The following is a 7,733-nucleotide window of genomic DNA, read 5'->3' as shown; positions in this document are numbered from 1 at the left end:
GCCGAGGGCCGTCCCCCTCGGCCGGCCTGTCAGGGGGTACGGAGCATCAGGCTCCGGCGGCGATCTGTGCCAGTCGCCTGGCCTCGTCGCGGGTCGCGCGGGCGATGGCGTCCTCGTCCACCGTGGTGAGGTGGTTGTCCTCGACGACGGTTCTGCCGTTGACGAGGGAGAGGGTCACGGGGGCCGCGGCACCGAAGACCAGGGCGGTCACCGGGTCGGCGATGGAGGCGTGTGCGAGGGTGTCCAGCTTCCACAGCACGAGGTCGGCGAGCTTGCCCGGCTCCAGGGAGCCGATCTCGTCCGCCCGGCCGAGGACCCTGGCTCCGCCGTACGTTCCCAGGCGCAGAGCCTGACGGGCGTTCAGGGCCTTCTCGCGGTGCACGCCGAGGCGGTTGATGAGGAGCGCGTTGCGCAGTTCGGTGTGGAGTTCGCCGGACTCGTTGGAGGCGGTGCCGTCGACGCCGAGCCCGACCGGGACACCGGCGGCGAGCATGTCGGGGACGCGGGCGATGCCTGCGGCGAGGCGGGCGTTGGAGGACGGGCAGTGGGCGACGCCGGTGCCGGTGCGGGCGAAGGCGGCGATGTCGGAGTCGTTCATGTGGACGCAGTGCGCCATCCACACGTCGTCACCGAGCCAGCCGGTCGACTCGAAGTAGTCGGTCGGCCCCATCCCGAAGAGCTCCTTGCAGAACTGCTCCTCCTCGACGGTCTCCGAACCGTGCGTATGCAGCCGTACGCCGCGTCGGCGGGCCAACTCGGCTCCCTGACGCAGCAGTTCTGTGGACACGGAGAAGGGTGAGCAGGGGGCGACCGCGATCTGGGTCATCGCGCCGAACGAGGTGTCGTGGTGTTCGTCGATGGTCGCCTCGGTGGCGGCGAGCGCTCCGTCGAGGGTTTCCACGGCGAAGTCCGGCGGCAGGCCGCCGTCCTTCTTGCTGCGGTCCATGGAGCCGCGGGCGAGGGTGAAGCGTACGCCCATGTCGCGGGCGGCGCCGATGATCGCGCCGGACAGGTCGCCGGAGCCCTGGGGATAGACGTAGTGGTGGTCCATGGCGGTGGTGACCCCGCCGCGGGCCATCATCGCGAGCGAACCCTGTGCGGCCGCGCGGGCCATCGGCTCGTCGATGCGCGCCCACGTCGGGTACAGCGCGACCAGCCAGTCGAAGAGGTTGTGGTCGGTCGCCAGGCCCCGGGTGATCCACTGGTAGAAGTGGTGGTGGGTGTTGACGAGACCGGGCGTGACGAGATGCCCGGTGCCGTCGATACGCCGTACGACACCGGTGAGACCCTCCGGCGCCTTGCCCGCGCCGACGGACTCGATGCGGTTGTCCGCCACGACGACGTACCCCGAGGCGTACTCGGTGTCGTGGGCGTCGACGGTGGCGATCGAACAGTTTTCGATGACGGTGCGCTGGCTGGTCCTTGGATCCGCCGAAGCTGCCATGGTGCTTCCCTCTTCTGTCTCTGGCGATGTGGGCACGGCAGGACCCTAGGAGGATTTGAGTGCCACAGCGTTACGGCTGTGGGTGCCGAGATGATGGAAGAACAGATTGAGCAGGACCGCCACGAGCGCTCCCGCACTGATCCCGGAGCCGAGCACGGTCTGCGCCCAGGAAGGGAATCCGGCGTAGAAGGCGGGTGCCGCGAGGGGGATGATGCCCGCGCCGAGTGCCACCGCCACCAGGATGATGTTGGAGCTGTCGTCGAGCCCTGCCTCGGACAGGGTCCGGATGCCGCTCACCGCGATCGAGCCGAACAGGACGATGCCGGCGCCGCCGAGCACGGGCATCGGGACCAGCGAGACGACCGCCCCGAGTACGGGGAAGGCGCCAAGGATCAACAGGGCGCCGCCCGCCGCGGCGACCACGTAGCGGCTGCGTACCCGGGTCAGTGAGACGACGCCGACGTTCTGGGCGAAGGCGCTGGTCGGGAAGCCTCCGAAGACCGGGCCGAGGAGGGTGGCGATGCCGTCGGTGCGCAGCCCGCGGGTGATGGTGGCGCCGTCGGTGCGCCGCTCGCAGATCTCGCCGAGCGCCAGCATTCCGGCGGACGACTCCGTCATCAGCACCAGCATCACGATGCACAGGGAGAGGATCGCGGCGGGCTGGAATTCGGGCGGCCCGAAGGCGAAGGGCGCGGGCAGGGCGGCGACGGGTGCGGAGCCGAGCGCGGAGAAGTCGGCGAGTCCGAAGGGAATTGCCGCCAGCGTGCCGATGAACATGCCTGCGAGCAGGGCGACCTGCTTGACGAATCCGCGCCCGAAGCGCTGGATCAGGAGAATGACGACGAGCGTGAAGGCGGCCAGCGCCAGGTACTTCATGGCTCCGAAGTCGTCCGCGGTGGCGTCACCTCCCTGTGCCCAGCCGACCGGTACCGGCATCAGGGTGACGCCGATGAGGGTGATGACGACCCCGGTGACGAGCGGCGGGAAGAAGCGCAGCAGGCGTCCGAAGAACGGGCCGACGGCCAGGCAGAAGACGCCTGCGACGAGCACCGCACCGTAGATCGCGGGGAGTTGGTGGCCGGGGGCGCTGGTCTCGGCGATGGCGAGCATCGGCGCGATCCCGGCGGAGGACGCCGCGTTGACGAACGGCAGCCGGTTCCCGGCGAAGCGCCCGGCGCCGAGGGTCTGGAGGAGGGTGGCGAGTCCCGCGATCAGGAGACTCGCCGCGATCAGACGGGTCATGCCGGCCGCGTCGAGTCCGACGGCCTGCCCGATGATGAGCGGAGGGGTGACGACGCCCGCGTACATGGCGGCGATGTGCTGGAGCGCGGCGGGTACGAGCCGCGAGGGCGGAAGCTTTTCGTCCACCGGATGAACTGCCTTGCCGGCAGCGGCCGGTGGTGCGGTACATGGGCCTTTCGCCGGCCCCGTTGCAGGCTGTGCCATGGTATTTCCCTCCGGGATGACCGGCCCCCGCCCCGCTGGAGGCGGGGGCCGGTTCAGCTCCGCGTCAGAGGTTGGTCATGTCGACCGGGATCTTCGGCTCGACGCCGTCCCGGAGCACCGTCGCCTCGATGAGGCCGTACGGGCGGTCGGCCGCGAAGTACACCTCGTTGTCATTCTTGAGGCCGAAGGGCTCCAGATCGACCAGGAAGTGATGGTTGTTCGGCAGCGAGAAGCGGATCTCGTCGATCTCGCTGCGGTTGTTGATGATCCGCGAACCCATCTGGTAGAGGGTCTGCTGGAGCGAGAGGGAGTACGTCTCCGCGAAGGCCTGGAGCATGTGCTTGCGCGTCTGCTCGTAGGACTTCTCCCAGTTCGGCATGCGCTCGTCGTCGCTGGTCCAGTTGTAGCGCCACTTGGCGGAGACGTCCGTCGCGAGGATGCGGTCGTACGCCTCCTTCAGCGTCGTGTACTTGTCCTTGACGTAGCCCCAGAACTCCGAGTTGGTGGAGTTCATGACGCTGAGGTCCTTGAGGCCGGAGATGACCTCCCACTTCTCACCGTCGAAGGTGATCTGGGTGGTGCGCGTCTCCTGGCCCTTGCGGACGAAGGAGTGCTTGACCTCGTCGGCACCGATGAACTTCGAGTTGCCGTCCGAGGTCGCGATGCGCTCCCAGGCGTACTCCTCGATCCTGATCCGCGCCACCTCGATCGGCTCCTGCGAGGTCACGAAGTGCCGGGCGAGGTGGATGCCGAACTGCTCGGCCGACTCGATGCCGTGTTCCTTGGCGAAGGCGAACACCGTGTTCTTGGTGGTGTCCGTCGGCAGGACGTTGGCGTTGGAGCCGGAGTAGTGGACGTCGTCCATGTCGCCGGAGAGGGCGACCGAGACGTTGAGGTCCTTGATGTGGTGGGTGTCGCCGTCCCGCGTGATCTTGACGACGCGGTTCTCTGCTTTGCCGTACTGGTTCTGGCCGAGAATCGTGGGCATTGTCTGCTAGCTCCCTCGGTAAACGGAGTAGCCGAACGGGTTGAGCAGCAGCGGTACGTGATAGTGCTCGCCCGGGGTGACGGCGAATGCGATCGCCACCTCCGGGAAGAACGCGCCGCTGTCCCTTACGCGGGGGGCGTCCTGCTGCGCCTCGGCTTGCTTCTTCGCTGTGAAGTACGACTCGGTGTCGAAGACGAGCCGTACGTGGGTGGTTCCTTCCGGCAGGGCCGGCAGGTCTTTGCAGCGCCCGTCCGCGTCGGTCGCGGATCCGCCGAGCGTCACATACTGCGCGTCGCCGCCGCTACGGGCGGCCAGGGAGACGGTGACGGCTCCGGCGGGACGGCCGATGCTGGTGTCCAGGATGTGGGTGGACACCGATGCGGTGGTGTCGGTGCTCAAGACCGTCACGCTCCTTGTTCTCGGGAGTGCTGTACGAGGCCCTCAGGAGTCCTGTACGAGGCGGGCCAGCCGGATGCGGTTGATCTTGCCCAGCTCGGTACGGACGATCTCGCGTTCCTGCTCGGGCGAGTTTCCGATCCGGGCCTTCACCGCGTCGCGCATCTGCTCACCGGTGGCTCCGGTGGCGCAGATCAGGAAGACATGTCCGAACCGCTCCTGGTAGGCCAGGTTGAGTTCGAGCATCTCCGCCTTGAGCTCCTCGGACGCACCGGCCATCCCCCGCTGCTCACGGGCGGAGGCCGGGTCCCCCGGCTTGGGGCGGCCGATCGGCGGGTGTCCGGCCATCGCCTCGGCCAGGTCCTCCGCCGAGAGCTCGGCCGTGGCGGCGTCACTGGCGGAGAACAGGGCTTCCGTTCCGGCGTACGGCCGGTGGGCGAGGACGGAGCTTCCCCACGCCGCACTGGCACACACCTCGTGCAGCGCGGCTGCGGCCTCTCCGGCCGCCAGGGTGTTGAACCGGGCGAGGCCCGGTGTGGAGCTCGTAGTCACGGGAGCCTCCGTGGCTTTTTCGCTGTGCGTTGTCGGGCTGCGGATAGCTAACGCCCTTCGCAACATCACGTCAACAGTTTGTTGAAATTCCGCGAACAGATAATGCCGCCGCCCGACTTCCCGGACGGCGGCATTGGACCGCAATGCGCTCAGCTACTCACCCTTGGCCGCGTTGTCCCGGTTCAGGTAGTTGTAGACGGTGAAGCGGCTGACGCCGAGCGCGCCGGCCACGGTCTCCACCCCGTGCCGCACCGAGAAGGCACCGCGTGCCTCCAGAGTGCGTACGACGCCTTGCTTGGCCTTACGGTCCAGATCGGCCAGCGGCATCCCGTGCCGCCGTTCCATCGCGGCCAGGATGTGGTCGAGCGATTCGGAGAGCTGCGGGAGCCGCACGGCTATGACGTCCGCCCCCTCCCACGCGAGCACCACGTCCTCGGTGGTGGCCTGCTCCGGATCGAGCAGCTCGGCCCCCATGGCGTCGACGAGCGGCTTCACGGCGGTGACCAGCGGGTGGTCGGCCGGTTCGGTCACGGGGTGTCCTCCCCGATCACGTTGAGCTGGAGGGAGACCCGGGTGGCGCCCGAGGCCAGGGCCTTGCGCAGCAGTGAGTCCACCGCGGTGAGGACCTGGTCCGCGTCCCCCTCGGCCGTGTTCCCGAAGGGACCCACGTCCACCGCGTCCAGGTCGGCGGTCTGGATGACCTCGCGGGCAACCACCGCGTGGGCGGGTGCCTCGTCGAGATCGAAGGGCTCGGTGGTGAATTCCACCCTCAAGCGCACGGTGCCTCCCTGATGTGTCCCGCCGCGTGCGTCGGCTCGCACGGCTCGCCCCGACCCTAAGGCACGGGCCCCGGGACGCGGCGGCCGTGAGGAGGAGGGGCCGTGCTTCACGGCCCGGCCTGGATGTCCCCCCTGGTCGACGACGCGATCGGGTCCCCGTGCGCGAAGTCTCCCGGCGGGATCCCCGGGTGGTGCCCGTCTCTGACCAGTGGGGCGGTGACGGCGGCCGGGCCGAGCGTCAGCCGGGAGACGATCCGGTAGCGGTCGCCCCGGTAGAGCGAGTGGACGTACTCCACGGGCAGTCCGGCGGTGTCCGAGGTCAGACGCTCGAAGAGCAGGGCCGGGGAGAGCTCGGGGACCTCCAGGAGCTGGGCCTCCGCCCGTGTGACGACGGTGGGTTCGATGGCCTGGACCGCCTCGCGCACATGCACTCCGTGGGTGTGGCGCAGGTGTTCGTAGAGATCGCCGTCCTCCAGCTCCTGCGCCGACAGGCCAGGGACGAGCGCCGCCCTGATGTGCAGGTGCTCGATGGCCATCGGTGCGCCGTCGACCAGGCGCAGCCGTGCGACGTACACGATCTCCTCGGCCGGCGACATCCGCAGCTTGCGGCCGACCCGGGCGCCTGCCGGGAGGGTCGTGAACTCCAGCAGCCTGCTCGACCACGCTCCGGCCGCCTGCGGCACAGTCAGGGCGAGGTCGGCGGAGACCAGCTCCTGGGTGATCTTCTCCGGCGCCACGAACATCCCGCGACCGTGCTCCCGGACGAGCAGCCCGGCGGCCACCAGCTCGTCGACGGCGGCGCGCAGGGTGGGCCGGGAGACGCCGAGCAGAGCGCAGAGGGCCCGTTCGGACGGGATGGCGTCCCCGGGGCTTCGGCTCTCGATCAGCTCGAGGACCGCGTCGCGTGCCCGTTCCCGTTTGAGCACCGTCCCCGGTACGTCGGCTTTCATGCGTTCCCCTTCGCGCGTTCCGCTCCCTTTACCAGTTGAGCGACCGATGGCCACTGGTCAGAGAGAGTCTAGCCACCTCTGTCCGCAGGAACACAGGCTCGACCGGATCAGGATTCCTCAATATCCCTTTATACACGGGGGGTTGACGGTCTCATTGGTCTATGCCACCTTCATCCACCACCAAGAGGTGAGCTGTCCAGTGGACTTCACTGGTCAGGTGGTCAGGTCTCTGCTCCCGTTGAGGTGAACCGTGAAGTACCGCTTGCTTGCCGGTGTGTCCGCGCTCGTGACGGCCGCCGCTCTCAGTGCCTGCAGTTCCGGTGGGGACGGCGCCGACGAGGCCGGGAGTGTGGAAAGGGTCGATGTCTGGCTGATGCGTGACAGCGTCTCGGCCGCTTTCCAGAAGGAGTTCACCGACGGCTTCGAAGCCGCGCACCCGGACATCGACGTCAGGATCCAGATCCAGGAGTGGGACGGGATCGGCCAGAAGATCACCGCCGCCCTGGCGAGCAACGACGCCCCGGACGTGATCGAGGCGGGCAACACGCAGGTGGCGCAGTTCGCCGAGAGCGGCGGGCTTCTGGACCTCAGCGACAAGAAGGACGAGCTGAACGGCGACGACTGGCTGAAGGGACTGGCCGAGCCGGGTTCGTACGAGGGGAAGCAGTACGGCATCCCGTACTACGCGGCCAATCGCGTCGTGATCTACCGCAAGGACCTCTTCGAGAAGGCCGGGGTCGACGCCGCCGGGATCACCACCCGCGAGCAGTGGATCGACGCCACCACCGAGCTGAATCAGGGCGGCACGCAGGGCATCTACCTGCCGGGCCAGCTCTGGTACGCGCTGGGCGGCTTCATCTGGGACGAGGGCGGCGACTTCGCCACCGAGTCCGGCGGGCGGTGGAAGGGGTCGCTCGACACTCCCGAGGCCGTGCGCGGTATGGCCTTCTACGCGCGGCTCCAGGCGCTCGGCAAGGGCCCCAAGGACTCCGACGAGGACGATCCGCCGCAGGCCGAGGTGATGGCGCAGGGCCAGGTGGCCCAGATCATCGCCACCCCGGGCAACGCCAACGCGGTCGTCGAGAACAACCCCGGACTCAAGGGGAAGCTGGGCTTCTTCCCGATCCCCGGGAAGACGGCCGGCACACCGGGTGCGGTGTTCACCGGCGGCTCCGACC

At 68.7% G+C, this 7,733-nt stretch carries 9 protein-coding genes; 1 reads left to right on the top strand and 8 read right to left on the bottom strand.

Annotation, left to right across the window (positions count from 1 at the left end; genetic code table 11):
* Nucleotides 1-46: 46 nt before the first annotated feature.
* From ACFWFI_RS38615 to ACFWFI_RS38580, 8 genes are all read right to left on the bottom strand, one after another.
* The gene (locus ACFWFI_RS38615) at nucleotides 47-1,444 is read right to left on the bottom strand and encodes an 8-oxoguanine deaminase (protein WP_387399885.1); all 1,398 of its coding nucleotides are present in this window, start codon (nucleotides 1,442-1,444) and stop codon (nucleotides 47-49) included.
* Between the two features lie 45 nt (nucleotides 1,445-1,489).
* A complete protein-coding gene (locus ACFWFI_RS38610) occupies nucleotides 1,490-2,890 on the bottom strand; it encodes a nucleobase:cation symporter-2 family protein (protein ID WP_387399882.1) in 1,401 nt (466 codons plus the stop codon).
* Between the two features lie 64 nt (nucleotides 2,891-2,954).
* A complete protein-coding gene (gene pucL / locus ACFWFI_RS38605; RefSeq protein WP_387399878.1) occupies nucleotides 2,955-3,878 on the bottom strand; it encodes a factor-independent urate hydroxylase in 924 nt (307 codons plus the stop codon).
* A gap of 6 nt (nucleotides 3,879-3,884) precedes the next feature.
* Nucleotides 3,885-4,277: a hydroxyisourate hydrolase gene (gene uraH / locus ACFWFI_RS38600; protein ID WP_387399875.1), complete on the bottom strand. Its 393-nt coding sequence runs from the start codon at nucleotides 4,275-4,277 to the stop codon at nucleotides 3,885-3,887.
* A gap of 42 nt (nucleotides 4,278-4,319) precedes the next feature.
* Nucleotides 4,320-4,826 (bottom strand): 2-oxo-4-hydroxy-4-carboxy-5-ureidoimidazoline decarboxylase, encoded by a 507-nt coding sequence (uraD, locus tag ACFWFI_RS38595; RefSeq protein ID WP_387399872.1) that lies wholly within the window; start codon nucleotides 4,824-4,826, stop codon nucleotides 4,320-4,322.
* Between the two features lie 153 nt (nucleotides 4,827-4,979).
* Nucleotides 4,980-5,357 carry a helix-turn-helix domain-containing protein gene (locus tag ACFWFI_RS38590; RefSeq protein ID WP_387399869.1) on the bottom strand — a complete coding sequence of 126 codons (378 nt, stop codon included), beginning with the start codon at nucleotides 5,355-5,357 and terminating at the stop codon, nucleotides 4,980-4,982.
* The gene (locus ACFWFI_RS38585; protein WP_387399866.1) at nucleotides 5,354-5,605 is read right to left on the bottom strand and encodes a thiamine-binding protein; all 252 of its coding nucleotides are present in this window, start codon (nucleotides 5,603-5,605) and stop codon (nucleotides 5,354-5,356) included. Before ACFWFI_RS38585 ends, ACFWFI_RS38590 begins: the two co-directional genes overlap by 4 nt.
* Nucleotides 5,606-5,712: 107 nt before the next feature.
* Nucleotides 5,713-6,555, bottom strand: a complete 843-nt coding sequence (locus tag ACFWFI_RS38580; RefSeq protein ID WP_387399864.1) for a GntR family transcriptional regulator — start codon at nucleotides 6,553-6,555, stop codon at nucleotides 5,713-5,715.
* A gap of 250 nt (nucleotides 6,556-6,805) precedes the next feature.
* On the opposite strand from ACFWFI_RS38580, the gene ACFWFI_RS38575 reads away from it, so the two are divergent.
* Nucleotides 6,806-7,733: extracellular solute-binding protein (locus tag ACFWFI_RS38575; RefSeq protein WP_387399861.1), on the top strand; the 928-nt coding region annotated here is incomplete at its 3' end.

Origin of the sequence: Streptomyces sp. NPDC060209, assembly GCF_042728155.1 — a bacterium.
In the GTDB taxonomy this organism is placed as follows: Bacteria; Actinomycetota; Actinomycetes; order Streptomycetales; family Streptomycetaceae; genus Streptomyces.
This window is presented reverse-complemented; position numbering and strand designations above follow the sequence as displayed.

What these genes read in the sequence shown, in the direction of transcription:
- ACFWFI_RS38580 (WP_387399864.1), bottom strand. Translation starts at nt 6,555, where the DNA reads ATGAAAGCCGACGTACCGGGGACGGTGCTCAAACGGGAACGGGCACGC.
- ACFWFI_RS38615 (WP_387399885.1), bottom strand. Translation starts at nt 1,444, where the DNA reads ATGGCAGCTTCGGCGGATCCAAGGACCAGCCAGCGCACCGTCATCGAA.
- pucL (WP_387399878.1), bottom strand. Translation starts at nt 3,878, where the DNA reads ATGCCCACGATTCTCGGCCAGAACCAGTACGGCAAAGCAGAGAACCGC.
- ACFWFI_RS38610 (WP_387399882.1), bottom strand. Translation starts at nt 2,890, where the DNA reads ATGGCACAGCCTGCAACGGGGCCGGCGAAAGGCCCATGTACCGCACCA.